This is a genomic window from Providencia sp. PROV130, from assembly GCF_028482225.1.
GTDB classification, from domain to species: Bacteria; Pseudomonadota; Gammaproteobacteria; order Enterobacterales; family Enterobacteriaceae; genus Providencia; species Providencia rettgeri.
The window spans coordinates 50,276-74,132 of sequence record NZ_JAMPQC010000007.1; the positions used below are offsets into that span (position 1 = coordinate 50,276).

Consider the following 23,857-nt stretch of genomic DNA (forward strand, 5'->3'; position numbering starts at 1 on the left):
TAGCGAAGTAAGCACTGGGGTGTTTGGCTCAGTGCTCTTCCGCTTGCTTGCCCGTTCCCATTTCTTTTAAAAACTTCTGTTGGTAAATAAACAATTCTTTCGCACTAATACAATGGTAATCCATCGAAAACTGCTTGGCAGTTTGCTCAATGATTTTAGCAAGGGCAGGGTAATGGCGGTGGTTCCAATTGGGAAATAAATGGTGTGTAAGATGTAAGTTTAATCCACCTAACCAATAAGTTAACCAACGAGGTGTAGTTTGCCAATCATAAGTGGTTGAAAAAGTGTGAGTATAAAAACCATGCGGCATATTGCCTTCTTTGGGGGGCGTATAAAAAGTCGCTTTCGCCCAATGGGTGCCAAGTATCAATACAACAAATATAAGAGAGGCTAACATTTGGCTAAATAAGTAAGTGAGTAGCAAGGTCGCTAAACTGATATCAGTGATAACAAAAGCGGGTATGACTATCGCCACAATCAAATGCAGTAACTTAGCCAATAAAAATGCTCCAATACCACGACGGCCTTGATGGCGCATATGAGGGGCGACACGCGTCAAATGAAATCTATCCATCCAATCAAAGAACCAAATCAGTGCAGGGAAAGTCATTGCGGCAATTAATGGCCAATACAGATGCTGAGCTCGCATAAACGGGTACCAGCGCTGATAAGGCGTTTGCCGTAAGACAAAATTTTCTTCGATATCTAAATCATAATGGCGAATATTGGTGTGAGCATGGTGAAAAATAATATGCCTGACACGCCAGCATTCAGGATCTAGCCCCAACGGAATAGTAACCCAAAAATTGAGCCAATAGTTGGCTTTGGCCTGCTTGAAAATTGCATTATGGGAAGCATCGTGAACGAGATTAATGGCTAATAATAATGCGAAACAGATAAACAGAGGGTAAAAAATAAAAAATGCCCAAGACGTATTAGCGCATAATGCTATGCCGTAACTGCCTAGGCAGCACAAGATTAAAACTAGACTTTTTAAATAAAAACGTAAGTCAGCGAACCGATGATCAGTACGCTGTTGTAAATAGTGTTTAGCGGCCATGTTCAACGCTTTTTGGAACGCTTGATCATGGCGGTGTTGGTAGCCTAGTGGCCTTAGCGGTTCAGGAAACATCGCGCACCTGTATGGGTTTTCGGCCGATACCAAGTAACATTAATAAACTATGCAGCCATAGTGCACTGGTAAAAATAACCCAAAATGGAGTTGTCCATTGCCAAATAAATAAAATACAAATTAATAGCAAACAAGCGATGAAAAACCAGCTCATCAAGCCAATTTTACGGCCATCTGAAATACCCGATAGAGCTACGGTACCCAAGGCTAATAAGATAAATAAAGTCACTTGTTGCTGGGTCGTACCTTGATAACCATAGCCATAAATATAGACGTAACCAATAACAAGGCTAAATAGGAGAAGTGTTCCCATTACTAATGCAATTTGGTTCACGCGAAATAATGGTGCGGGTTTTGCTTTGGGTTGTCCGCGGCGTTTAATGATACGCCAAAAAGGTAAGTTGCTATCAATAAACGGGTTTTCAGAAGCGGGAGCGCCTTTGATACCAAAATGGTGTTCAGTTTCAGGTAACTTGGAAAATGTGCCAAACAGTTTGTCCCAAAAAATAAAACTGCCCCCGAAATTACGATTGGAATAATGCCCTTCTTTCACATGGTGAACTCGGTGGTGCTGTGGCGTTACCATGAATTTCTCCAACCAACCCAAACGCGGGATCAGCGCACTGTGGTTAAAGAATTGAATGGTATAGTGCAATATTGAAACGGTGATAAACACCTCTAAGGGGATCCCCATTAGCGCCAGTAACATAAAGAATGGGATTGATGTTAGTGATGAATACCAAGAATTACGCACACCTAATGATAGGTTGTAGTGCTCCCCTTGGTGATGAACCACATGAACGGCCCATAAAACACGGTAGGTATGGTGCAAGCGGTGTAACCAGTAAAAACCAAAGTCCCAAGCAAAAATCGCAAACACCCATACCAGTGCGGTTGGCCAGTTTTCAACGAGGTTGAATGAGTAGTGGGTCACGACAAAGCCGTAACAAAAAATTTCTAACCCTCTAAATAACCACAACATAATATGGCCAGAGTTCAGGTTGAACACCAATTCTTGCCAGCTAACGGTTCCTTTTTGTGTTTTGGCGATCACTAAACCTTCTGCGACCACGACCGCTAACATGAAAACAATCGGAAAGGTTAATTCATTCATCAGTGTTTCTCTTTAAGGCAAATTTCGCTGTGTGAACAATCAGTAATGCACCACAAGCGGTGAGTGCACCAGTAACCATATCAATAAATAAATGGCGCTTTAGCACCAATACCGAGGCACAAATAGCAATCGCCCAAATAACGGCTAAAACCGTGCGAAATTTTTGTTGTGTTGACCATAATGCATTGAGCACGATGAGAGTCAATGAGACATGTAGAGAAGGTAATAAATTTTGTGGGCTATCAATATTAATTAAAGCAGACAAAGCCTGCCCAGATAAGGCTAATAAATCGTAGTCGTAGTACAGCATAGTCGTGGGGTAGCATAAATAGACCGCCCCAGAAACCAGTGCACAGAGCTGCATGGCATACATGAGTGAGCGAGCTTTTCTTAGAGGGCTGAGAAAATACCCAAGTGGGATAAACAGAAAAAAGGAGAGATAAAGCCAGATGGCATCGGGTGAAAATGGGACGGCATTATCCAGCTCACTGGGTGATAAAACATAAGCTTGCCCAGTCACTTGCCCGGTATATTGATAAACAATGCCAACAGTCCCCCAACCGAGTAGGCAATAGATAAAGCGAGTGAATAATTCCCTGATATTCATTTCGCTTCCTTACGGGTTATACGTCGCTTTTTAACAGAGAGTGTTTGTGGAATAGCGGCAGTGGATAATTGCCAATCTAATTGAGAAATATCAACATGTTGGTTTGCAAAATAGCGTGTTAGCTGTTGCTGGCAGAGGGATAGCTCTGTAAGAGAACATTCAGCCTGTAAATATAAAGAGTTGCCCTGCTGGGTTAAGCGGAAGTCAGCAGTAACAGGCAAGTGATTCACAATGACCCGCGCACAGGGATCTGCAAAAATAGTCACCATGTTTCCTTTATAGCCCGGAAGTTGAAGTAAATCATCACAGCGACCCTCAATACGTTCAATCGCCATTTCAGGAGAACCACAAGGGCAAGCATCTTTTTTCACCACTAAAACATCATCGAGTTGATAGCGTACGATAGGCTGTGTTTTACGCGTAAAGTCCGTGATAATGGGTGAAAAACGGTCATTATCAAGCCAATTAGGCTCAATATGTACAAAAGCTTCATTTAAATGCATAGTGCCATGAGAACAAGTACAGCCTAAAAAACCTTCCGTTGCTTGGTAAACTTCCCCTACATGGGGAAAACAACCCTGTAATTTTTGTTTGTCATGAGGTTCTAGTACTTCAGCGACGGAAATTACTTTTTGTACATTTAATTGAATTTTCTGCTGGTTGATGGCGTCAGCAATCGCACATAACACTTGGGCTGGCGCAACGATAATCGAAGGCTGATATTGTTCAAGAGCGCTGAGTTGCAGGTCAAAATCCGCGAAAAGGTCATAAAAACGCAGTGAAATCCAACGGTTATTGACACTTTCATACAGGTTATTATTGGCGCGTAAAAACAGGGCAACACGCTCACCATTAAACAGGCCTTGGGGTAACATTTTAGCTAACATACTGCCAGACCAGACATTTTGCTCTTCTGGGCTGACAACGAAAAGGCCTCGACGACCTGAAGTTCCAGAGGATAACCCGACACTGTAGCGCCCCACTTTAGGGGCAAAATCCCGAGATTGCTCACTTTTTTGCGCACATTCTAGAAGTGTTTGGCTTAACAGCCCGGCGGTATTCATCTCATCAAAATTATCCATCATGATTTGTTTATTTATTATGGGGAAATTAGATAATGGCTGATTGATATATCGCTGAAAATAGGGGCTTTTCGCTAATACTTTGCGTTTAAAATGCGCTAAACGTTTTTGTTGATAAGCTTCCAGTTCGCTACGGTTACGAAACGTCAAATGGCGAGCTCGCCAGTAATGCCAAAGCATCGAAAGGATCACAATAAATCCCCTTCGTGGCACAGTTGGATAACCACATTGCGCTTATCAATTTCATGTAATTTATTTAGTGTTTCATAATAAGCCTGCTTATCATCCATAATGATATTAGCAATTGCCATGGGGCCACGCAATTCGCGGTAATTAGTGGGAGACCATGCTGCGTCACCTGCGAGCAATATCCAGCCTGAGTTAGTTAGTACACACAAACCAATATGCCCAGCGGCATGCCCAGGGAGCGGCACAATCAATAATGTCTTCTGCTGATTAACTGCATAGCCTTCGCCTAAAATTTGCAATTCATTTGGTAACGCCACTTTAGGGAAACCTTCATAAAATACAGTGCGTTGTTCGAAGTCATCTGGTAATAGCCCACTGACAAAGGCATTTTTCAATGCAGCAAATCCAGTTAAAGGGCGTGTTTTAGCCCAGCCATCTCCTGAACAAATAATGGGAATACTAGGGAAGTCACGTAGCCCCGCGATATGGTCACCATGGAAATGAGATAAAATCACACCATTGATATCATTAGGTTTTAAGCCATCACTAGCCAATTGATTGACAAGGGCATCTTTGCTTTCGAAATACACTGGAGTGACTGCTCGATATAGCCGCATAATGCCATGGCGCGTATGATCATAAAAATGAGTGGCATAACCAGTATCAAACAGCCAACGCTGGTGTTCATCTTCTATCAACCATGCCCTTGCTGGAAATTTACAAGATTTAAAACTGGCGCCTTTTAACGCGACACAGCCTGGATGTGTGCAATAACCCACTTCATATTGATGAATAGTTAGCATGGGTTCTCCTGTTTTTTCAGCCATTTTGCGGTCAAATGAACGCCTTGTTGCATGCTATATAAAGGATAGTAACCCAGCTCTTGCTGTGCCTTTTGGTTATCTAATGTCATGGTGAAATAGGCTGCACCGAGGCTATAGCGTGTGAGTAATGGCTCTTTTCCCGTTAAACGGCCAATGACTTCTAATAGACTGGCAATAGCATACAGCAAAGGGTAAGGGGCTGAACGAATTTCGCATTCTAAGTTAAGTTCGTTAAATAATTGATTTAATGTCAGTTTTAGTGCTTGTGGTTGTTGGTTGGTAATGTTGTAAATGGCTCCATTAGGGAGTGTTTCTTTAAAAGTCGCCAGTTGCATGCTGTGAACCACATTTCCCACGTAGGTGAGGTCAAAATGGTTATTTCCCCCATTAGGTAACACCAGTTTTCCCTTGCGTGATTTTATTTGGGCAAGCAAACGCGGTAGCAAAACACGATCATGAGGACCAAATAAGCCACGAGGGCGTAAAATAGTATAACGAGTTGCCGGAAATTGACTAACGCATTGCTCGATCATGGTTTCGGCTAAATACTTTGTTCTGGCATATTGGTTAGCGAAATGTTTATTAACCGTGGACTCATGAATATTTTGCTGGTGGGTAAAATTAAAATAAATGGCAGGGGTGGAAATATGGACAAAGCGTGAGATTTTTGCTTCCCCTGCTGCGATAGCCAATATTTGAGTGGCGTGAACATTTATTTTTTCAAAATCTTGGCGTTTTCCCCAAGGCGAAGAAAGGGCGGCGCAATGCCAAATAGCGTCACAACCTGCCATGAGTATTTTCGCTTCTTCAACGGTGAGTTCGGCTAATTCAACTGCAATAAATGTTGCTCCTAATTGGCTTAGCTGTTCTCCTGCTTGTTGGTTTCGCCCACAAGCGACTACATCAATGTCTCTTTGAAGTAAGTACTCACTAGCATTGCGTCCCAGACCACTTGTTGCGCCTGTTACCAATATTTTCATGGCACTAATACCATGGCACACAGCGCTAGCCCAGCAGCAGTGCCGATTAACATGGCACTGGGTTTTTCATAGAAACGCCCTGTAATAATGGCTTCATGTAATGCAGAAGGGATGGAGGCCGCAACCTGATTCCCTCGATGTTTATAGATATCGACTAATTGTTCCGTTGTTACCCCGACACGTTGGCGCATATGCTCTAAAGAAAGGTGACTCGCTTGGTGTGGGATCACGGTACCAATTTGCTTGAGCTGTAAACCCGATTCATTGAAAACCTGTTGCATAAAATCTTCAATCAAAGAAGACGCGAGGCGAAACAATTTTTTCCCTTGCATGTGGAACAGAAAGTCATCATCGGTCATACCCGAGCGTGGGTTGCATCTTGTGCCACCTGCGCGAATTTCACAAAAATCAATGCCTGCAGTATGCGTGGTGTGGGTGTAAGAAATAATTCCGCTATTTCCATCTCCTTTTTCCACGACAACACAAGCAGCACCGTCCCCAAAAATCAGCGATGACTCTTTATCCCGCCAGTCAATACCGCGCGAGGCGATATCCGCAGAAACAATCACAATGCGTTGATAAGCGCTGGTGGCTAATAGCCCTGCTGCAATCTGTAACGCAGTGATAAAGCTGATACAACTTGAATTGACATCAAAGCAGGCAATTCCTTGGTTTAAATTCGATTGCTCAAGGATATGCGCTGCTGAACACGGAAGCGCTTGCACTGGGATAGCGGAGGCATTAATCAACATATCAATACTGCTTGGCGGGATATGGTTCGCCTGCAATGTATTTTGAATCGCCTGGGCGGCTAAAAGTGCTTGTGAATCAGTATGACTTGCATGGAAGCGATATTCGATGCCTGAATGCTTTTCGACAAACCCTTTTGGTTTATTTAACTTTTCATCCAACATGGACGAGAGAATTTTATGCTCAGGAAGTGCTACACCAGAAGCGATAATTTTCAGGGGAGTTATTGACTGGTTACCAGACATATCAATATGTGCCTATCTGACGATGATAATGATAATAAATATCAGAGTTCAAATGTTTAATATATAGGAATTACGGAGTTATTCTGATTCACTCTCTCTTGAGAATGCTCCATAAACTTCATTAATTAAATCATGGATGGTGTTTTGCCATAATTTAGGTAATGAAGCCTGCCATACTACATCAATCTGCCATTGGGCTTGTTCACAATGTTGAATCGGAATAAAGCGAGTGTCTTTTGAGCTAATATTCTTTGCACTATAGGGCAAGAGGCTTACACCAACCTCAGCGGCGACGAGGGCAATTAATGTTTGAATATCATTTGCTTCCTGAGAGGGGGTAATTGATAAGCTTTCATATTTTAGGTAATGCCGAATTTGTTGGTGAAGCTTTGAGCCACGTTCTGCACGAAGCAATAATAAAGGAAAATGAGTTAGATATTCCTTAACTGATAATCGAGACGCCGATTTTTGTGCAACGGCTAAAGCCAGTACTTCAAATTTTAATGCTTTGCTCATTAAGCTATCAGTGCTTTTAAATGCAAATTGGCGAGTAAAAGCAATATGCAATTCATGAGTTTGTAGCTGTTTCTCCATTTCGTGAGAAGGCATGTCATCCAGCTGAATCGGAATCTCAGGGAGTTTTTCACGCAGCCGTGCAACAAAAAAGGATGCTTCGTGAAATGTTGATATGCCAAATCCGACAGTTAGTTTTACAGGGGGGTGTTCTCGAAGTATTGCGGATTGACGTAAAAGCTCAGTTGTGTGAGTAAGCACTTGCTGTGCATAGGGAAATAGTATTTTACCGTGTGGAGTCAATACAGCGCCATGACGTCCACGCTCAAACAGAGTCATCTCTAATTGTTTTTCAAGTAATTGAATTTGTTTCGTTAAGGCTGGCTGGCTAATATATAAACGTGATGAAGCTTCGCGATAATTTTTTGTTTCTGCAAGAATGATAAATGCGCGGAGTAGTCGAGTATCCATGATGGTTAGCCAGTTCCTAATAGTAGAAGACGCCATAGTATTTCTATTATGAATGTTATGGCGTGTCATTGACTTTAGCTATTATGGCTTTTCCTGATGATAAGGGAAATTTTGCTCCGCAAAGCGAACACTTCGAATATCGGTTTCATAGCCCAGCGTTTCAGTGATGATCCGGTAGAGCTCAGGTCGCCTTCCGGTTAACCAACGTCGACCATTTGAAGTAGGCAGCAAATCTAATTCAAGGTCAGCGACGACCATATCATCATCTATTGCCTCGCTTTCTTTTATTATTCGGCCATAAGGGTCTATTATCATGGCATTTCCTGTTCGAATTTCATCATCATCTAAGCCAACGCCATTACTAAACAGATAAAAAACGCCATTATCGTGAGCTCTTGAAGGTAACCAACGCATTAACCATCCTCGCCCGTTTTCCCCTTGGCATGCCTTCAATAGTGCTTGGGGGTTCTGTTTTCTATTTTCCCAGAGACTAAGGTCGAGTGGTTTCATACCATGAGGACTACTTGAATGTGTTCCACCCGTTTGGTGAGGAGCAAGAATAATATCTGCACCAAGTAGCGCGTTTATGCGTGGGTTTTCAATTAAGTTATTATCCCAACAAATTAAAATACCAACTTTTACCCCCCATGGTGTATCGAATACCGTGTAACTATCTCCACTATGAATGGTTGGGTGCTCAAACGCATGCAATTTACGGTGAGTATGGTATTGCCCATCTGGCATGCAAGCAACCCAAGTATTGTAGCATTTGCCATCTAACCCTTTTTCAATCAACCCAACACCAATAATCATGTCTAATCCAATCGCACGCTGGCGGATCAATGCTAATGACGGACTATCGTGCAAGGTTTCACTCAATGCATAAACGGCGTCATCTGGTAGCTTCGGCACGTGCCAATAACCGGTGATACACATTTCAGGTAACACCAGTATTTTCACTTTTTGTTGTGCAGCTTGAGTAATAAAGTCATGGATGCGTTCTAAATTATAGATTTTATCGCTAGGGCGGTGTTGGAACTGTACAGTTGCAACACGAAGCTGTGATTGTGCTGGCATCATTTTGATCTCCTTGGTTTAAGGAGATCAAACCATGTTGTTCAGACAAAAAATAATGAGTTATTTTCTTATTCAATAACGGTTAGTTATTGAATAAAGCTTTTAGGATACTTAAAAATAGTTTTTTTATACGTAAATTAACGTAAAAAGATGGATTTGCATTATATTATATAAAATAAAACCTCACATTAAGTGTGATACTCTTATATTATCTATCTTTATTTAAAGAACGTTTGGTCAATTATTCCTCAAAAAATGCTCTTATTTAGTGAATTAGGTATGCAAGTGGTCTTTATTCTTGAAATTAAAAGCATAAGTTTAACATAAGCTATATGAGCAAAATGCAATATTCATATGCCTCTTCCTTGTCGTTTTGACTATTTTTCTGGGGAAGGACGAGGTAAAACACTTGTTTTACTCATTTTATTATGCTTAAAGCTATAATTATTATGTTTTATTTTTGTTATATTCCGTTTTTATCCTGTAAATCTGCAATATACTTTTGTGATTTGTTACAATTAGAAATAAATATAAAATATTGTTATTTAAGGGTTATTTTTGTTGCGGGCTGTTGGTTTTTACCCTAAATGTGAGTTATTGAAGGCTATCAATATTGGCATTACTCTTATTACGGATAACTTATTTTACTTATGAGTAGATAGTGACCATTTAGAAAAAATTACCATTTTTTATATTCTGAACTCTTATTGTGAGTAAGCAAAAACATCTATTAATTTAATTAAAATAAATGATAAAAATAAAAAAACCATTAACAGTTGTTTTTTTGAAGTAAACATTAAAAATGTAAAAAATAAATTAATATATAAAAATAAATATATAAAAATACTTAGTAATCAATGAATACCATATTGAATTTATGATAAATATCTTAACTATATTATAAATTAAAACCTCTTCATGTTTTTGTCTATTACCATTGTTAATGGTAATAAATTATTTTTCTTTAAAATCAATTTGTTATGTTATATTTTTTCATTTTTACTAAAATAGTAACTAATATGAATAATGTGTTTTTTATCCTATAAGATAATTAAAACTAAAATAATGAAGTATTGATAGGTTTCAATGGCTTTAATTTATTCGATTGATCGTTACAAACAGTTTTACTTTTATATATTGAAAACTATAATTAACTCAAATTTCGTGTTTTAATTGGTTTGTTCTACTTTGATTTGGTTATATAAGCAGTGCTGTTTATTATGTTAAAGGTTTTGATCTGTAATATAATTTAGCCATTTAATATTTTAGGTTATTTTGGGCTATTGTTGATGATAAATGTAAATCGGATTGTAGGCAGAGAGATTAGAAAAAGAAGAAAGCATTTAGGGCTTTCTGGTATTGAATTAGCGAATCTTGTTGGTGTAAGTCAGCAACAAATTTCACGCTATGAAAGAGGTGAGTGCAATATCAATATTGAAAACTTGCACGTGCTTGCTAATGCGTTAGAAACTGAAATGATTTGTTTTTTTATCGATGATGTTTTTATCAATAAAGAAAATAATTAATTTAAAATATTAGGAATAATCCAATTATAAATAGAAATTAATAAGATAATTATAAATAATATTCATTTAAATTAATTAAGTATATTAAATTAATAAAGTTATAGTGTTTTTACTTTCTTTGGTAAAAACCTATTTTTATGTTTTTTTTTACCATTACATATTCCAGCAAATAAATATCAACTTAATAATTTATTGATTATTAGGTGATTGTTACGTATGTCGTCTTTTTATAGGAAAATATAAATGAAATTAACTAAAATTGCATTAGCTACAATTATCGCTTCTTCATTTGGTATTGCAAATGCAGCACCTGTAGATCAAGGAAGTGGTATCATCAATTTTACTGGTAAAGTTATTAATGCGCCTTGCTCAATCCCAGGTGACGGTACAATTAACGTTGACCTTGGCCAAGTTGCAAATAAAGTATTGGAAACTGGTAACAAATATAGCCAAAGTGTTCAATATAATATCCAGTTGGAAAACTGTGATTTAGGTGAAGTTAAAGATGCTAGCGATGTAGTTGTCTTCCCTGCTGTTAGTAAAGTTAAAGTAACTTTCACGGGTACTCCAGATACCACAGCTAAAGAATTACTGGCAAACACAGGTACTTCTAAAGGTGTTGGTGTGCGTTTAATCAACGCAGATGGCGCAACAATGAAAGTTGGTGACACCAGTGTTGAACTGCCATTAGCTGATGGTCCAAATAAATTAGCATTCAGCGCACGTGTTGAAGCAAATGGTAGCAAGGTTGAAACTGGTAGCATCATTTCTCAAGCAACTTACGCTTTAAACTACCTGTAATTTTTTATTTAAGGTAACAGGCATATATTTTATTTGCCTGTTATCTTCCTTTCTTGGTTTTTATTTTTTGACAGGGAACATCATGTCTCTATTGCCTCAGTTTAAAATAAATAAAATATTATTTTCGATTGCTTTGGCATTTTCCGTTTCGGGAATATCAAATGCAGTAGAATTTAATATGAATATTATTGACGCTAAGGATAGAGATAATATCGATTTGAGTCAATTTTCAAACCCTGACTTTATTCCCGCAGGTGAATACTTAACGGATATTACATTAAATGGTAGGAAATTATCAGGGCAGTATTTAATTAAGTTCATTGAAGAGAGTAAAGATACTTCAACACTCTGTGTTACACCAGAGATGGTAAATATTTTTGCATTAAAAAAGAAGATAAAGGAAGAACTTCTGCAAAATAATAATGGCCAGTGTGTTGAACTATCTAAAAATTTAGATATTAATTATCGCTTTGACAAAGCGAATCAGAATATCTTATTTTCTATTCCTCAAGCTTGGCTTGAATATGATGATCCATACTGGGTTCCACCTTCCCAATGGGAAAATGGGATTGCGGGGGCATTTCTCGACTATAACCTATTTGCCAATTACTCTGCGCCTAAAAATAACAGCGAAACATTCAGTGGTAGTAGTAACGGTACCGCTGGCGTTAACTTAGGCGCTTGGCGTTTCCGTGCAGACTATCAATATCAATATAATCGTTCTCAAGGTAAAACGAATGAGCGGTTTGATTGGACTCAGTTGTATGCTTTTCGTGCTTTACCTCAAATGGGTGCAAAGGTTTTACTTGGTGAGTCTTATTTGAAGACTGACTTATTTGATAGTTTTCGCTTTATAGGAGCGTCTATTTTTAGTGATAATCGGATGCTTCCGCCTTCACTACGTGGTTATGCGCCTCAGGTTACGGGTATCGCTAAAACAAATGCGATGGTAATTATTTCACAGAATGGGCGTGTGATTAAGCAAGTTAAAGTCGCTCCAGGGCCATTTAATGTTCAAGATATTACTGAAGCGGTACAAGGTACTTTAGATGTCACTATTGAGGAAGAAGACGGTTCAAAAACCACTTATCAAGTGACAGCAGCATCGTTGCCGTTTTTAACTCGTCAGGGGCAGCTGCTTTATAAATTTACCATGGGACAATCTGACCCATTTGGTCGCTCACAGAAAGTCGATCCTAAATTTATTGTTGGGGAAGTCTCCTATGGTTTATTTGGTAACACATCAATCTTCGGCGGGTTAATTGCAACGGTCGATAATAACAATTATCAAGCGATGAACTTGGGAATAGGGCAAAACATGAATATGTTTGGTGCTATTTCCCTCGATATTACTCGTACCCATGCAAATTTAGATAATTTTGGCTCTTATTCAGGTAACAGCTACCGTTTAAATTATTCTAAACGTTTTGAATCTACCAATTCGCAGGTGACATTTGCAGGCTATAAGTTTTCTGAAAAAGAATTCTTAACAATGCCTCAATACATTGATGCAGCTAATGGTGTGCTTGATTTTAGGCGTGACAAAAACGTCTATACTGCGTCTTTTAATCAATATATTAGCCCATTGGATTTAACGGTTTATTTTAATGCCTCTCATCGTCAATTTTGGAATAGCGAATCGACAACAAACTTTGGGATGAGCTTTAGTAAGTTATTCAGTATTGGGCAAATTAAAAATATTTCCGGCACATTATCTCTTAATAAAATTAAATATGAAGAGACAGATGATAATCAAATTTATCTGTCTTTCTCCGTGCCACTCGAAAACGGGGCTTCAGTGAGTTATGACGCTCAATATGCAGACAATGACCATAGCTTTGGCCAGTCAGTCGGTTATTACAGTGCAAATGATAATAATAACTACTGGAGTATGCGTGTGGGCGGTGACCAGCACAAACTTGGGCGTGCAGAGCCTAATATCAGTGGTAGTTATCAATATTCATCGCCTTATGGCGTGTTAAATGTTAATGCGACAGAAAATGTGAATTCATATCGCGCTGTCGGCGGTAGTTGGTATGGCTCTATGACAGCAACGAAATACGGTGCAGCCATGCACCGTAACGGGACTAACAATGAACCTCGGGTGATGATTGATAGTGATAATGTCGCTGGAATTTCTATTGATAATGGAGAATCTATCACTAACCGATTTGGGATCGGTGTGGCGACAAGCTTAAATAGTTTTTCTAATTCAGATGTTTACATTGATATGAATACATTACCTGATGATGTGGATGTCAATGACAACATTATTGGTAAAACATTGACTGAGGGTTCAATTGGTTATCAGAGAATAAAAGCGAACCAAGGAAAACGTATTCTAGCAATTATCCGTTTGAATAATGGAAATTATCCACCGCTTGGTACCAGTGTGATTGAAGTAGGCACAGGAAGAGAAGTCGGAATTATTGCAGATAGTGGCGTTGCTTATTTAACGGGTGTGGTTCCAGAAGAAAGCTACATAGTGAAATGGGCCGCTGGCGCAAACCAATGTAGTTTGAATTTACCTAATATTGCCGAAAAAAATCAGGGTAAAGTCCTGATCCCTTGCCAATAAAGGAATGATGTATGAGTAAAAAGTATGTAGTAGCTTTAGGATTTTCATTAGTTTTTGTCGGCATGCAAGTTGCGTCTGCTGCAATTAATATTGACCGTACACGGATTATTTTTCCAGGCAAAGATAAATCAATGAGTTTGGTTATTAATAACCAAAGTAAAACAATGCCCTACTTAGCTCAATCTTGGATGGAAGACGAAAAGGGGAATAAGATTTCTGAACCTTTTACAGTTTTACCTCCAATGCAACGTGTCGAACCGAATGCTAAAAACCAGATAAAAATTATTAAAACGGAAGGAATTGATGCTCTTCCACAAGATAGAGAATCGCTGTTCTATTTAAATGTGCGCGAAATTCCCCCTGTTGCAGATAAAGAAAATGTTGTTCAGATTGCGATTCAAAGCCGTCTAAAAATGTTTTATCGACCACATCAAATCGAAAATAATAGCGACAAAGTATGGGCTAAAGAGCTGAAATATACGCATACAGGTGGGCAATTATTAATTGAAAATCCAACTAAATATTACGTGACTCTTGGTTACCTCAGTAATACCAACCAGAAAAACTTTCCTGGTTTTGAAAGTGTCATGATAGCCCCGCTTTCTAAAGAAAGTGTCCCTGTGCCATCAAGTAGTTTTAATCAGCTATATACCGGGTATATGGATGATTACGGTGGTATGAAAATGTTGACTTACCAATGCACTGCATCAACCTGCCAGTTGTCAAAAGAGAGCCAATAGGATTTTAGATATGAGAAATTGCTACTTTTCAATATGTCTTTTTATGCTATCGCTATGCACCAGCCAAGCTTATGCAGATAGTAGCATGATGAGAGGTGATCTTAATTTTACGGGAAATGTGGTGGCATTACCTTGTAAGATTTCATTTTACTCGATAGATCAAAATATTGAATTAGGGCCAATATCTCTGAATTACTTTAATGAAATTGGGGACAGAAGCCCTAAGCATGAAATCAAATTGAAATTTGATGACTGCATTTTTCCAAAACGTGATCGCGATGATAGAGATCCGGTTGTCCGGATCATGTTTATTTCAGAGCCAACTGAAAGTACAGACCGCAATTTATTTGGTGGTAAAACCATTCTAAATGGCTATGGCATTCGTTTAATGGATAAAGATGGCAATATTGTTCCTAATGGAGAATACCGCAGTTATCCCATCTATTTTGATGATAACCAGCAAATTACGATTTATTCCATGCTAGAGAGTTATCTGCCAAGAAATGAATTAACAGTGGGTAATATTAAAACGCAAATTACCTTAAATATTACTTACATATAAGGTGTATAAATCATGATACACACGTTTATTCAAAAATATGGTTTTTATATTTTATTTCTGTTCGTTTTTATTAGCCCAAAAACATTTGCTTTAGATTGTGTTGAAGCTGGGACAGGAGTCGTCATTAAACCTGCGGTACCTGTTGGGCAATTAGCGATTCCTTCAGATACACCTGCGGGAACAATTATTTGGCAATCTGACCCATTAACCGTCACCGTTTATTGCGATAACGTACTTGGTAACATGGTTGACGTTGTTCATATGTATTTTAACCCGACATCACAAAAATTAGGGACAGGGTTACTACTTGGTGCCAACTATCAAGGTGAGCAGTTGGAGCATGATAAACAAAAAGTCAGCTTGGGAACACCGCCAATCAGTGGTAAGCAAAGCGTCACTGTGACTGTCACATTTACTTTATATATTAAGGTAACAGGTACGGTCCCGCCATCAGGGAACTATGAAGGTGATAACCAATTTACCGTTTTTCAATTCGATGGAAGCGGGGGGATCAATACAACACCGGGAGCGAAAAACTTACGCTACTCAATATCTGGGTTACGGGGGATCCGTTTCTTAAAATGCGGTGCGGATATTAAAGTTTTCCCAGAATCACAACAAATTGATTTTGGCCAGTTAATGATCACAGAATTGAATCAAGGGAAAGAATTTAAAAAGGATTTTCAAGTTCAAGCAGTGAAAAGAGGCTGTCTTGATAACTTCTCGATGAATATCAATTTTGAAACAACCGATCCATTAAATGGCGAATATGCGATTGATTTGAAAAACGGAACCAATTTGACAATTATGGATGATAAAAGTAATCAGATAAAATTTAATTACTTCCAATTTTTCGGCAGCTTACCGCAAGGAAGTACATCAGTAACGCGTGATTATAGTGCAACTATTAAAAAGGCGGGAACGGTGAAAACAGGAGGATTTAACGCCTCAACCATTGTTCGAATTAACTACTATTGATGTTAGTGATGAATTGATGTAAATGATAATAAAAGAGCGGGTTTTTGGCCTGCTCTTTTACTGTGTAACTGTATGGCTATGTAACATAGTCATACAGGCTAACGAAAGTTAGCGCATTCCATTGCGCTAGAGTGGCAAATATTATTTAACACATTTACTGCAAGTCTCATTTTGGACTTGCTCAAAGAAGTTATTGCCCTTGTCATCAACGAGAATGAATGCCGGCAGCCCTTCAACTTCCATTTTCCAAATCGCTTCCATGCCTAATTCTGGGTACTCAAGGCAATTTAAGCTTTTCACATATTCTTGCGCCAGTATTGCTGCTGAGCCACCGATACTACCTAAGTAGAAACCGCCATGTTTTTTACATGCATCGGTTACCGCTTGAGTTCGGTTGCCTTTCGCCAACATTATCATGCTACCACCGTGGGATTGGAACAGGTCAACATAGGGGTCCATTCGGTTACCCGTTGTTGGGCCTAAAGAACCTGAAACCATATCTTCTGGTTTTTTGGCTGGTCCTGCGTAATAGACCATGTGGTCTTTAAAGTATTGTGGTAATTCTTCGCCGCTATCTAAACGTTCTTTAAGCTTGGTATGGGCAATATCTCGAGCAATAATAAGGGGTCCACTGAGGGAAACACGGGTCGATACAGGGTGTTTACTTAGCTCAGCCAAAATATCTTTCATTGGACGGTTGAGGTCGATATGCACCACTTTTCCTTCAGCTTGGTGACGCATAGATTCAGGAATGTATTGGGCTGGGTTATGCTCCATTTTTTCAAGCCATAAACCGCTTTTGGTGATTTTAGCCTTAATATTTCGGTCAGCCGAGCAAGAAATGGCTAAACCGATTGGGCAAGAGGCGCCATGACGAGGTAAACGAATAACACGCACATCGTGAGCAAAATATTTACCACCAAATTGGGCGCCAAAGCCAAGATGACGTGACGCTTCTAATAACTCATTTTCTAGCTCAATATCACGGAAAGCGCGGCCATATTCATTACCCGTGGTTGGCAGGTTATCGTAGTATTTTGCAGAGGCAAGTTTGGCTGTTTTCAGTGTTGTTTCAGCAGAGGTGCCACCGATAACAAAGGCAATGTGATAAGGTGGGCAAGCTGTTGTTCCTAAATTTCTCATTTTTTCAATTAAGAAATTTTTTAACTTAGCAGGCGTTAATGTTGCTTTTGTTTCTTGGTAAAGCGCTGATTTATTTGCAGAACCGCCGCCTTTATTGACAAACAGGAAGTGATATTCATCACCTGTAGTCGCAAAAATGTCAAACTGTGCTGGCAGGTTTGTACCTGTATTGACTTCATTAAACATATCTAGTGGTGCATTTTGCGAAAAACGCAGGTTTTCGTGTTGGAAGACGTTATAAATCCCTCGTGACAGGTACTCTTTGTCATCACAGTCTGTCCAAACTTGTTGGCCTTTTTTCCCAACAACCGCAACAGTGCCGGTATCTTGGCAGTTTGGCAAAATACCTTTTGCAGAAATTTCAGCGTTGCGAAGTAATTGCAGTGCCACATATTTGTCGTTTTCGCTGGCTTCTGGGTCTTGTAAGATAGCCGCGACTTGTTTCTGGTGCGCAGCCCTTAAAAAAAACTGGGATTCATAAATTGCGTGTTCTGCAAGGAGGGTTAATGCTTCAGGTTCAATCTTTAAAATTTGCTTGCCTGCAAATTGTTCTACAGAAACATATTTATCAGAGACTTGGAAATACTCGGTTTTATCCTCAGATAATGGATAAGGTTCTTGGTAAAAAAACGCTTTATTGGCCATTTTGCTCACTCACATATTAATTTCAGTGGAATTTCCAAAAATAATCACCCGTAGGCTTATGTTTATTCTTTAATTGGTTTAACTCGAAAGATACAAAGTAAAATTTATAAGTGTAATAATGAAACAAAAAATACAAAATAAGTTACTAAAAGTTACAGTTTAGTTTGAAATTATATCAATTTGATTATTATATTCAAAGAGATGCAGAGAATAATATGATGTTGGTTAAATTTATTGAGATAAAAAGTAAGGATTAATGAAAGTTAGATTTAAATCACATAATAATATTATTAACTACGACTTTAATTATTTGTTATAGATGTTACCAGTTATTGGTTTTTTTATGTGTAATCGCGATATATATCTATTGGATATAATTCGCATCAAAAATTGACTATTTCATTATGGTAAATAGTTATTACATTTTTCTTGTGCGTAGAATATTAAAGTTTATATATTCAATATATGAATTTAAAAATTATTAAAATAATAAAAATTATTAATTCCATGATTATTATTATTTTTATTATGAATCATTTTAACTCTATGAATTCTATTGGATTTGACTTTAGTTTCACTCTTTAATGTATCATACAAATCTATAGATATAGGCAAACTGATTCTAAATATCGCTATGTGGCTTATTTTTCTCAAGAATCTGTTTTATTTATTGAGAATTCATAATGAAAGGCAAACGAAGTTGCGAAAATGGCTTTCAATTTGCAAAAACAGTGTTTATCATGCATGCCTTATGAAGTTTAAATGGCGCTGCTGGTTTTGGGCTTTGCTGGGGAAAATTATTTACTCATGTTACTTAAGTTGACAGAGTAAACCTCCGACAAGCTTATACAGTCTTTAACGGTGGCGGTTCTATCTGCATTATTCCTAGGGATAGAGTGTATAATAAATGACTGAGACAACCTCTCTGACACCACTCATTGAATTAAAATCTTTAAGTAAAGGTTTTGATGGCAAACAAATTATTTCTGAGCTTGACTTAACCATTCAGAACGGTGAGTTTTTGACCATTCTGGGGCCTTCTGGTTGCGGTAAAACGACGGTTTTACGTCTTATTGCTGGGCTGGAAGATGTCGATGATGGTCAAATTATTCTTGATGGTCAAGATATTACGGATATTCCAGCGGAAAACCGCTTTGTAAATACCGTATTCCAAAGCTACGCTTTATTTCCTCATATGACAGTCTTCGACAACGTGGCATTTGGCCTACGCATGCAAAAAACGCCTGCGGCTGAAATCCAAAAACGTGTCGATCAAGCCTTACGTATGGTGCAGCTAGAAGATTTTGCTGAGCGTAGACCCAACCAACTGTCTGGTGGTCAACAACAGCGTGTGGCAATAGCCCGTGCAGTAGTGAATCGCCCGAAAGTCCTATTACTGGATGAATCATTGTCTGCGCTTGATTACAAACTGCGCAAACAAATGCAAAATGAGCTAAAAGCGCTTCAACGAAAACTGGGGATCACGTTTATTTTTGTGACTCACGATCAAGAAGAAGCCTTAGCCATGTCTGATCGAATCATTGTAATGCGTGAAGGGAAAATTGAGCAAGACGGCACACCTCGTGAAATCTATGAGGAACCAAAAAACCTGTTTGTTGCTCAATTTATTGGTGAAATTAATATTTTTGATGCGAAAGTATTGTATCGCATTGATGATAAACGTATTCGTGCCAATGTTGAAGGCCACGAATGCGATATTTTTACCGAGCTCTCTGTCAAAGAAGGGCAGCACGTTAGTGTGTTATTACGTCCTGAAGACTTACGTGTTGAAGAGGTGAATGATGCAGATAACTATCCGGGGCTGATTGGCTACGTTCGTGAGCGTAACTATAAAGGCATGACGTTAGATTCAGTGGTTGAAATGGAAGATGGCAAAATTGTCATGGTAAGCGAATTCTTCAATGAAGATGACCCCGATGTCGACCACTCCCTTAACCAAAAAGTTGCTGTAACTTGGGTTGAAAGTTGGGAGGTAGTTCTGGATGATCATTCGTAAGCATAAAATTTTGCAGAATGTTATTATCACCGGGGTGGTCGCCTGGCTGCTGCTGTTCGTCTTTTTGCCTAATATTATGATTATTGGCACTAGCTTTTTGACGCGCAGTGATACCAACTTAGTTGACTTAGTTTTCACATGGGATAACTACGTTCGCTTGTCTGACCCGATGTATGCAGAGGTCATGTTGCACTCGCTCAATATGGCGGTGATAGCAACCTTTTTCTGTTTGGTTATCGGCTACCCATTTGCCTTTATATTGGCAAGGTTACCTAAACGAATACAACCGTTGATGCTATTTTTGTTAATTGTGCCATTTTGGACCAATTCATTGATTCGTATTTACGGGTTAAAAGTTTTTCTTAGTACCAAAGGGTACTTAAATGACTTTTTACTGTGGGTTGGTGTTATCGATAAACCATTGAAAATTATGTATACACCTGAGGCCGTAATATTAGGCCTTATCTATATATTGTTGCCGTTTATGGTGATGCCACTGTATTCAAGTATTGAAAAGTTGGATAAGTCATATATAGAAGCTGCAAAGGATCTCGGAGCGAATAAATTTCAACGGTTTGTAAAAATCATCATTCCTTTAACGATGCCAGGAATTATTGCAGGTTGCTTGCTGGTTTTATTACCTGCAATGGGGCTGTTCTATGTGGCGGATTTAATGGGTGGTGCGAAAAATCTACTGATTGGTAACGTGATTAAGAGCCAGTTCTTAAATATTCGAGATTGGCCATTCGGGGCAGCAACCAGCATTTTCCTCACGGCGATGATGGGGTTATTGCTGTATGTGTATTACCGGGCAGCTAAGCTTCTGAATAAAAAGGCATATGAAGAATGATCGGACGTACTCTGCGTGGTGGCTTTATGGCCATCATCTACGCTTATCTTTATATTCCAATCATCATTTTGATTGTTAATTCCTTTAATGAATCGCGTTTTGGTATTCAGTGGCAAGGGTTTTCGACCAAATGGTATGAGCTACTAAGTAATAACGATAGCTTATTAGAAGCCGCAGGGCATTCATTAACTATGGCGGTTTTGTCAGCGACTTTCGCGACAGCCATTGGCACACTCACTGCTGTCGCATTATTTCGCTATCGTTTTAGAGGAAAACCATTCGTCGGTGGCATGTTATTTGTGGTAATGATGTCCCCTGATATCGTTATGGCGATTTCATTATTGGTTCTATTTATGATCCTTGGGGTTTCGCTCGGTTTTTGGTCGTTATTATTTTCGCACATTACCTTTTGCCTGCCGTTTGTCGTGGTGACGGTCTATGCAAGGCTGAAAGATTTTGATGTGAAGATGTTAGAAGCAGCACGTGACCTTGGTGCGGGTGAGTTTACTATTTTAAGAAAAATCATTTTGCCATTAGCGCTACCCGCGGTTGTGGCAGGATGGTTACTGAGCTTTACATTGTCGATGGACGATGTGGTGGTTTCGTCATTTGTCACGGGGCCAAGCTATGAAATTTTGCCACTGAAAATATATTCAATGGTAAAAGTTGGGGTTTCCCCAGAAGTAAATGCTTTGGCGACAGTGTTGTTGATTATGTCCTTGCTACTTGTTTGTTTAAGTCAATGGGTGATGCGGGATAAATACTCGAAAAAAGCGAGATCATAAACGATTGGTAGCGCTGGTTTTTCTATAACAGCGCCTTTTTGATGCCATGCGGCGAGAGGGTGGGCTTCATTTAGCCTATAAGATATATACCCTAAATAATTCAAGTGGTTACTTGATGCATATAGGGATGAAAAACACTTTGTTGAGGGAAACTCAGTAATGAAAAAATGGTCCTATCTACTGGCAGCAGGGTTAATGGCTGCAAGTATTGGCACGGCAACTGCCGCTGACGATAACAAAGACGTACTGTATTTCTATAACTGGACAGAATATGTTCCCCCTGGTTTATTAGAGCAATTCACCAAAGAAACGGGCATCAAGGTGATTTACTCCACCTATGAATCAAACGAAAGTATGTATACCAAGTTAAAGACCTATAAAGAAGGGGCTTATGATTTGGTGGTACCTTCGACTTATTTTATTGCCAAAATGAGTAAAGAAGGGATGCTACAAAAAATTGATCAAAGCAAACTGACCAATTTTAAAAACCTTGATCCAAACTTAATTCATAAAGAATTCGACCCGAATAATGATTATTCTGTACCTTATATTTGGGGAGCTACAGGGATCGGAATTAACGGTGAAGCGGTTGACCCACAATCTGTTACCTCATGGGCGGATTTTTGGAAACCTGAATATAAAAATAGCTTGCTGATGATGGATGATGCACGGGAAGTTTTCCAAGTCGCACTCACCAAGTTAGGTTATTCAGGTAATACCACTGACCCGAAACAAATTGAAGAGGCGTATAAAGAGCTACAAAAATTACGTCCAAATATTCTAGCCTTTAACTCTGACAACCCAGCGACGCCATTTATTGAAGGTGAAGTGGATGTCGGTATGTTATGGAATGGCTCTGCATTCGTTGCACGGCAAGCAGGCTTACCAATTGAAGTGGTATGGCCAAAAGAAGGCGGAATTTTTTGGATGGACAGTTTAGCGATCCCGGCCAATGCAAAAAATGTGGAAGGGGCTCATAAGCTAATTAATTTCTTATTGCGTCCAGAAATTGCGGCTCAAGTGGCTGAATCTATTGGTTACCCAACACCAAACTTAGCCGCTAAAAAATTATTACCTGCTGAAATTGCCAATGACCCATCACTTTATCCAAGTGAAGAAGTTCTGCAAAAAGGCGAATGGCAAAGCGATGTGGGGAATACCAATATCCTGTATGAAGAGTATTTCCAAAAGCTCAAAGCAGGGCGTTAATTGCTGTTTTAGTAGTAAGCCAAATAGTGTTTGAAGATAAAACAAAGGCATCACAATCGTGATGCCTTGAGGTTGTTGACAAAGCGCGATAAAAGCGTGGTTTTTCCCGCTTTGTGTTATCAGCTGAAAATCAATAAATTGATTTTCCTAATTTATTTTCAAAACCTATTAGACTTACTGCCAAACATAATAGGTTTGGCAGCAGTCTGAAAGCATCACAATCGTGATGCTTTTTTAATGGCTAATGTTTGGCATTATGGCCAACAAATTTCACAAAGGTATCTACCCACGGTTGTAGGAAATCTTTACTTTTTGGTGAGATGTTACCTTGTTCATCGACCATACCGTCATACCATTTTAGGAAACACTCAGGCTGGTTCATGGTCGGCATATTTAAAAATGCCAGGCTGTTGCGTAAGTGCTGTTGGGCAATTGCTGTGCTGATATTACCAATAGAAACACCTAAAACGCCTGCTGGAATACCATCCCACGAGTTATCTCCCCATGGACGAGAACCTTGGTCTATTGCATTTTTCAATACGCCAGGCATTGAACGGTTATATTCAGGGGTGGCAAAAATAATGCCATCACAAGCTTTAATTTGAGATTTAAAATTGGCCACAACTGAGGGCACATTTTGGTCTGCATCTTGGTTGTAGAGAGGTAGTTCACCAATATTGATAAAGTTAAACGTGAAATTCGCGGGGAATAATTTAGTTATGGCTTTAGCGACAACTAAATTGTAAGAATCAGCACGTAAGCTACCAACAATAACGCCAATATTGTATTGATTTGACATGATAAAACCTCTTTCACGGATAGTTAATTAGGAATATTGCAAACCGATATTACTTCTTCAGAATTTTATTTCGTTGTTATCATTAAACATCATAATCTAAATGTGTGCAAAACTAAGTTAAATTAATTAAGTCAATGAGTATCAAAAAAATTTGATATTTTTAAATTAACTATGGGTTTACAACTACTCATAATTCGATATTGTGAGTCCTCTTCCACTATTTAGATTTACCCATGAACA

General features: G+C 38.8%; 21 protein-coding genes. 10 read left to right on the top strand and 11 right to left on the bottom strand.

The window, feature by feature from the left end; genetic code table 11:
• Positions 1 to 28: 28 nt before the first annotated feature.
• The 9 genes from PSF28_RS06425 to PSF28_RS06465 all read right to left on the bottom strand — a co-directional run bounded on the left by PSF28_RS06425 (position 29) and on the right by PSF28_RS06465 (position 8,984).
• Positions 29 to 1,132: a fatty acid desaturase family protein gene (locus PSF28_RS06425; protein WP_210838364.1), complete on the bottom strand. Its 1,104-nt coding sequence runs from the start codon at positions 1,130 to 1,132 to the stop codon at positions 29 to 31.
• Positions 1,122 to 2,246, bottom strand: coding sequence for a sterol desaturase family protein (locus tag PSF28_RS06430; protein ID WP_272684799.1), 1,125 nt, complete (start codon positions 2,244 to 2,246; stop codon positions 1,122 to 1,124). Before PSF28_RS06430 ends, PSF28_RS06425 begins: the two co-directional genes overlap by 11 nt.
• Complete coding sequence (locus tag PSF28_RS06435; RefSeq protein ID WP_210838360.1) at positions 2,239 to 2,853, bottom strand: phosphatase PAP2 family protein; 615 nt, start codon at positions 2,851 to 2,853, stop codon at positions 2,239 to 2,241. Before PSF28_RS06435 ends, PSF28_RS06430 begins: the two co-directional genes overlap by 8 nt.
• Positions 2,850 to 4,130: a F390 synthetase-related protein gene (locus PSF28_RS06440; protein ID WP_272684817.1), complete on the bottom strand. Its 1,281-nt coding sequence runs from the start codon at positions 4,128 to 4,130 to the stop codon at positions 2,850 to 2,852. The genes PSF28_RS06435 and PSF28_RS06440 overlap by 4 nt, the downstream gene beginning before the upstream one ends.
• Positions 4,124 to 4,927, bottom strand: coding sequence for an MBL fold metallo-hydrolase (locus tag PSF28_RS06445; protein ID WP_210838358.1), 804 nt, complete (start codon positions 4,925 to 4,927; stop codon positions 4,124 to 4,126). Before PSF28_RS06445 ends, PSF28_RS06440 begins: the two co-directional genes overlap by 7 nt.
• Positions 4,921 to 5,928, bottom strand: coding sequence for an NAD-dependent epimerase/dehydratase family protein (locus tag PSF28_RS06450; RefSeq protein WP_210838356.1), 1,008 nt, complete (start codon positions 5,926 to 5,928; stop codon positions 4,921 to 4,923). The genes PSF28_RS06445 and PSF28_RS06450 overlap by 7 nt, the downstream gene beginning before the upstream one ends.
• Positions 5,925 to 6,923, bottom strand: coding sequence for a 3-oxoacyl-[acyl-carrier-protein] synthase III C-terminal domain-containing protein (locus tag PSF28_RS06455; RefSeq protein ID WP_272684800.1), 999 nt, complete (start codon positions 6,921 to 6,923; stop codon positions 5,925 to 5,927). The genes PSF28_RS06450 and PSF28_RS06455 overlap by 4 nt, the downstream gene beginning before the upstream one ends.
• A 78-nt stretch (positions 6,924 to 7,001) precedes the next feature.
• Positions 7,002 to 7,907, bottom strand: a complete 906-nt coding sequence (locus PSF28_RS06460; RefSeq protein ID WP_210838352.1) for a LysR family transcriptional regulator — start codon at positions 7,905 to 7,907, stop codon at positions 7,002 to 7,004.
• An 81-nt stretch (positions 7,908 to 7,988) separates the two neighbouring features.
• Positions 7,989 to 8,984: a nitrilase family protein gene (locus tag PSF28_RS06465; protein ID WP_272684818.1), complete on the bottom strand. Its 996-nt coding sequence runs from the start codon at positions 8,982 to 8,984 to the stop codon at positions 7,989 to 7,991.
• 1,289 nt (positions 8,985 to 10,273) lie between these two features.
• On the opposite strand from PSF28_RS06465, the gene PSF28_RS06470 reads away from it, so the two are divergent.
• The 6 genes from PSF28_RS06470 to PSF28_RS06495 all read left to right on the top strand — a co-directional run bounded on the left by PSF28_RS06470 (position 10,274) and on the right by PSF28_RS06495 (position 16,169).
• Complete coding sequence (locus PSF28_RS06470) at positions 10,274 to 10,510, top strand: helix-turn-helix domain-containing protein (protein WP_004907928.1); 237 nt, start codon at positions 10,274 to 10,276, stop codon at positions 10,508 to 10,510.
• A 243-nt stretch (positions 10,511 to 10,753) separates the two neighbouring features.
• Positions 10,754 to 11,311 (top strand): fimbrial protein, encoded by a 558-nt coding sequence (locus PSF28_RS06475; RefSeq protein ID WP_210840216.1) that lies wholly within the window; start codon positions 10,754 to 10,756, stop codon positions 11,309 to 11,311.
• An 82-nt stretch (positions 11,312 to 11,393) separates the two neighbouring features.
• Positions 11,394 to 13,889: a fimbria/pilus outer membrane usher protein gene (locus PSF28_RS06480; protein ID WP_272684801.1), complete on the top strand. Its 2,496-nt coding sequence runs from the start codon at positions 11,394 to 11,396 to the stop codon at positions 13,887 to 13,889.
• An 11-nt stretch (positions 13,890 to 13,900) separates the two neighbouring features.
• Positions 13,901 to 14,629, top strand: a complete 729-nt coding sequence (locus PSF28_RS06485) for a fimbrial biogenesis chaperone (RefSeq protein WP_210840218.1) — start codon at positions 13,901 to 13,903, stop codon at positions 14,627 to 14,629.
• 85 nt (positions 14,630 to 14,714) lie between these two features.
• Positions 14,715 to 15,191 carry a fimbrial protein gene (locus PSF28_RS06490; protein ID WP_004907936.1) on the top strand — a complete coding sequence of 159 codons (477 nt, stop codon included), beginning with the start codon at positions 14,715 to 14,717 and terminating at the stop codon, positions 15,189 to 15,191.
• A gap of 12 nt (positions 15,192 to 15,203) precedes the next feature.
• Positions 15,204 to 16,169 carry a fimbrial protein gene (locus PSF28_RS06495; protein WP_210840219.1) on the top strand — a complete coding sequence of 322 codons (966 nt, stop codon included), beginning with the start codon at positions 15,204 to 15,206 and terminating at the stop codon, positions 16,167 to 16,169.
• Between the two features lie 141 nt (positions 16,170 to 16,310).
• Here the strand turns inward: PSF28_RS06495 and PSF28_RS06500 are convergent, their stop codons facing one another.
• The gene (locus tag PSF28_RS06500) at positions 16,311 to 17,957 is read right to left on the bottom strand and encodes a fumarate hydratase (protein ID WP_272684802.1); all 1,647 of its coding nucleotides are present in this window, start codon (positions 17,955 to 17,957) and stop codon (positions 16,311 to 16,313) included.
• 907 nt (positions 17,958 to 18,864) lie between these two features.
• Here PSF28_RS06500 and potA point away from each other — a divergent pair.
• The 4 genes from potA to potD all read left to right on the top strand — a co-directional run bounded on the left by potA (position 18,865) and on the right by potD (position 22,818).
• On the top strand, positions 18,865 to 19,974 hold the full coding sequence (potA, locus tag PSF28_RS06505; RefSeq protein WP_004907942.1) for a spermidine/putrescine ABC transporter ATP-binding protein PotA: 1,110 nt from the start codon (positions 18,865 to 18,867) through the stop codon (positions 19,972 to 19,974).
• Entirely contained in the window at positions 19,961 to 20,824 is an 864-nt protein-coding gene (gene potB, locus PSF28_RS06510) for a spermidine/putrescine ABC transporter permease PotB (protein WP_272684803.1), read from the top strand. The genes potA and potB overlap by 14 nt, the downstream gene beginning before the upstream one ends.
• On the top strand, positions 20,821 to 21,609 hold the full coding sequence (gene potC, locus PSF28_RS06515) for a spermidine/putrescine ABC transporter permease PotC (protein ID WP_004907946.1): 789 nt from the start codon (positions 20,821 to 20,823) through the stop codon (positions 21,607 to 21,609). Before potB ends, potC begins: the two co-directional genes overlap by 4 nt.
• Positions 21,610 to 21,768: 159 nt before the next feature.
• Complete coding sequence (gene potD / locus PSF28_RS06520) at positions 21,769 to 22,818, top strand: spermidine/putrescine ABC transporter substrate-binding protein PotD (protein WP_109912650.1); 1,050 nt, start codon at positions 21,769 to 21,771, stop codon at positions 22,816 to 22,818.
• Positions 22,819 to 23,059: 241 nt separating this feature from the next.
• On the opposite strand, the gene PSF28_RS06525 is transcribed toward potD, so the two are convergent.
• Positions 23,060 to 23,617 (bottom strand): NADPH-dependent FMN reductase, encoded by a 558-nt coding sequence (locus PSF28_RS06525; RefSeq protein WP_109912649.1) that lies wholly within the window; start codon positions 23,615 to 23,617, stop codon positions 23,060 to 23,062.
• Positions 23,618 to 23,857: the final 240 nt, after the last annotated feature.

What these genes read in the sequence shown, in the direction of transcription:
- PSF28_RS06445 (WP_210838358.1), bottom strand. Translation starts at nt 4,927, where the DNA reads ATGCTAACTATTCATCAATATGAAGTGGGTTATTGCACACATCCAGGC.
- potD (WP_109912650.1), top strand. Translation starts at nt 21,769, where the DNA reads ATGAAAAAATGGTCCTATCTACTGGCAGCAGGGTTAATGGCTGCAAGT.
- PSF28_RS06475 (WP_210840216.1), top strand. Translation starts at nt 10,754, where the DNA reads ATGAAATTAACTAAAATTGCATTAGCTACAATTATCGCTTCTTCATTT.
- PSF28_RS06460 (WP_210838352.1), bottom strand. Translation starts at nt 7,907, where the DNA reads ATGGATACTCGACTACTCCGCGCATTTATCATTCTTGCAGAAACAAAA.
- potC (WP_004907946.1), top strand. Translation starts at nt 20,821, where the DNA reads ATGATCGGACGTACTCTGCGTGGTGGCTTTATGGCCATCATCTACGCT.
- potB (WP_272684803.1), top strand. Translation starts at nt 19,961, where the DNA reads ATGATCATTCGTAAGCATAAAATTTTGCAGAATGTTATTATCACCGGG.
- PSF28_RS06435 (WP_210838360.1), bottom strand. Translation starts at nt 2,853, where the DNA reads ATGAATATCAGGGAATTATTCACTCGCTTTATCTATTGCCTACTCGGT.
- PSF28_RS06500 (WP_272684802.1), bottom strand. Translation starts at nt 17,957, where the DNA reads ATGGCCAATAAAGCGTTTTTTTACCAAGAACCTTATCCATTATCTGAG.
- PSF28_RS06455 (WP_272684800.1), bottom strand. Translation starts at nt 6,923, where the DNA reads ATGTCTGGTAACCAGTCAATAACTCCCCTGAAAATTATCGCTTCTGGT.
- PSF28_RS06470 (WP_004907928.1), top strand. Translation starts at nt 10,274, where the DNA reads ATGATAAATGTAAATCGGATTGTAGGCAGAGAGATTAGAAAAAGAAGA.
- PSF28_RS06490 (WP_004907936.1), top strand. Translation starts at nt 14,715, where the DNA reads ATGATGAGAGGTGATCTTAATTTTACGGGAAATGTGGTGGCATTACCT.
- PSF28_RS06525 (WP_109912649.1), bottom strand. Translation starts at nt 23,617, where the DNA reads ATGTCAAATCAATACAATATTGGCGTTATTGTTGGTAGCTTACGTGCT.
- PSF28_RS06450 (WP_210838356.1), bottom strand. Translation starts at nt 5,928, where the DNA reads ATGAAAATATTGGTAACAGGCGCAACAAGTGGTCTGGGACGCAATGCT.
- PSF28_RS06495 (WP_210840219.1), top strand. Translation starts at nt 15,204, where the DNA reads ATGATACACACGTTTATTCAAAAATATGGTTTTTATATTTTATTTCTG.
- PSF28_RS06480 (WP_272684801.1), top strand. Translation starts at nt 11,394, where the DNA reads ATGTCTCTATTGCCTCAGTTTAAAATAAATAAAATATTATTTTCGATT.
- PSF28_RS06425 (WP_210838364.1), bottom strand. Translation starts at nt 1,132, where the DNA reads ATGTTTCCTGAACCGCTAAGGCCACTAGGCTACCAACACCGCCATGAT.
- PSF28_RS06465 (WP_272684818.1), bottom strand. Translation starts at nt 8,984, where the DNA reads ATGCCAGCACAATCACAGCTTCGTGTTGCAACTGTACAGTTCCAACAC.
- PSF28_RS06485 (WP_210840218.1), top strand. Translation starts at nt 13,901, where the DNA reads ATGAGTAAAAAGTATGTAGTAGCTTTAGGATTTTCATTAGTTTTTGTC.
- PSF28_RS06430 (WP_272684799.1), bottom strand. Translation starts at nt 2,246, where the DNA reads ATGAATGAATTAACCTTTCCGATTGTTTTCATGTTAGCGGTCGTGGTC.
- potA (WP_004907942.1), top strand. Translation starts at nt 18,865, where the DNA reads ATGACTGAGACAACCTCTCTGACACCACTCATTGAATTAAAATCTTTA.